Origin of the sequence: Paenibacillus sp. N3.4 (assembly GCF_008017805.1) — a bacterium.
Taxonomy (GTDB): Bacteria; Bacillota; Bacilli; order Paenibacillales; family NBRC-103111; genus Paenibacillus_E.
The window spans coordinates 1-2,048 of record NZ_VRTT01000182.1; the positions used below are offsets into that span (position 1 = coordinate 1).

Below are 2,048 nucleotides of genomic sequence, written 5' to 3' on the forward strand. Positions count from 1 at the left end.
GAGGCTGTCGATTAATTGTGGATATCATTAGCCAATCGCCTAATTTGAAATCAGTCAAAAACAGCCGAAATATTCATAAAAAGAGGTATTTACTCACTCATTCTTCTGTTTTCATGGTATAATTACTTTATCTTATTCTCGGGGAGTATCGCCATGAAAACTCGCATTCGCTACAAAACATTTGACCAACTTTCGTTTGCTGACCTTTTGGTCTATTCCAAGCTTCCTCAGCATCCCTTTTGGAACCACGTGGAGTCCAAGATCGACTTCTCTTTTGCGGATACATTGTGTGCGGTCTTGTACTCCGGCCGCGGACAATGCCCTTACGCTCCTTCGCTTAAACTCAAAGTACATCTCATTCAAGTCTACTACGATCTGTCGGACCGCTCTACTGAAGAGAAAATCATTGGCGACTTGTTCATCAAGCGGTTTTTAGGCTTGCCGGTTGACTTCTTCGGGTTCGACCACAGTACGATCGGACTGGATCGTACTCGCATGGGCGTCGCCATGTTTCATGCTTGCCATTTATATATACTAGCCCAAATGTATAGCCTCGGACTGTGGGGTAACCACGACGAACAGTGGATCATTGATTCCTTCCCGTGCAATGTCGGCATTGAGTTGGTGGGGGCCTATCGTTTAATTCAGCAAGCGATGGAGAAGATCCTACGCCATCTTAAGCAAACGCACCCCGCTTTGTACGAACTTGCCTGCAAGTCGCTCCTTCTCGATACGATGACGCTCCAAATCACTGCCGAATCCTCTACAAGTGACCGTTTATTGGCGTTCAGCAAACTCGTCACCCAAGCTTACGGACTGCTGGCATGGTTTGAAACCGAGGAAGTAAGCTTGTTGTTCTGGAACTGGGACAACGTGCCCGCTCAGCAGAAGTCTCTGGGATTGCAAGGGACCTTGAAGCAAATTCTTATGGAAAATAGCAGACCTACCCATCCGGACGAAGATACGCAGATGCCAACGCCTAGCAGCGACGAACCCTCTTCCGACCAACCATCTGCGACAGAAACTCAGGGCCCACAAAGCACGGCTGCTGAGCCAGAGTCGAAGGACGTGCCCGTGAAGCATGTGAAAACTCCACGCAAACAGCGCCCTGCCAATCGGATCATCAGCGCTCATGATCCCCATGCGCGTGTCGGCATGAAGACTCGTTTTAAGGTCATCAAGGGCTACAAAACGCAAAACCTCTGCACAACGAGCGGCGTTATTTTACATGCAAAAGTGATTCCCGCCACCGAGCCAGACGGTGAGGCCATGTATGACATGGTACACCAGATCCAATCTTTCTTTGGCATCGCGCCCAAAGGGATATTAGGCGATACTTTGTACGGCTACGGTAAGCAGCGGGTTGAGCTAGCGTCCATTGGAATCGCGGTTACGGCTCCTGTCGCTTCACCCCAAAACCCGAAGGGCTTATTCACTAACACACGCTTTACCTACAACCGAGAGAAGGATGTCTACGTCTGTCCGAATCACAAGGAATCCGTCTGGAAACGAGGTAACCCCAAGCAGCAGGGGTCACAGCATCACTTTAGCAAGGATGACTGCAACGGCTGTCCTTTTCGTAGTCAATGTACAACAAGTTCTAGCGGCAGAAGTGTGTTTCACAGCAACTACTACGAGCTCTACGAAGAAGCGAAAGCATTCAACGCCACAGACAAGGGCAAGGAATTATTGAAGCAGAGATATCTGGTAGAACGAAAGAATAACGAGATGAAAAATGATTGCGGGTTAGGGACGCCGCGGACACGAGGTCAAAAGTCTCTGTCCATCAAGGCAACGCTCGTCGCCATCGTCATCAATCTTAAATCCTCGGTCAGACGCTTACTAGCGCCAAAACCAGGGTTTCTTCGTCGTGTGACAACAGCCTAATGGTATCGGAAATTAGGTGGAGCATTACGACGTTGTCGAACTACAAGCAGGATAATCGCACCACTCCCGCCCATATAACATCCTTATTTATCCAGTTAATTGCCGAAATCTTCTCAGCGAGAGTATCCCCTCTTCATTATCCACAGTTAATAGACTGTCTC

General features: G+C 48.7%; 1 protein-coding gene and 1 pseudogene. Both read left to right on the forward strand.

Going from position 1 to position 2,048, the window contains the following annotated elements:
• Nucleotides 1-153: 153 nt before the first annotated feature.
• Nucleotides 154-471: pseudogene (locus FU659_RS38155) on the forward strand (transposase); the annotation flags it as partial.
• A 183-nt stretch (nucleotides 472-654) separates the two neighbouring features.
• Nucleotides 655-1,887: a transposase gene (locus FU659_RS34805; RefSeq protein ID WP_261808252.1), complete on the forward strand. Its 1,233-nt coding sequence runs from the start codon at nucleotides 655-657 to the stop codon at nucleotides 1,885-1,887.
• The last annotated feature ends 161 nt before the right edge of the window (nucleotides 1,888-2,048 follow it).

Coding starts and splice junctions, on each gene's coding strand:
- FU659_RS34805 (WP_261808252.1), top strand. CDS start 655: ATGGAGAAGATCCTACGCCATCTTAAGCAAACGCACCCCGCTTTGTAC.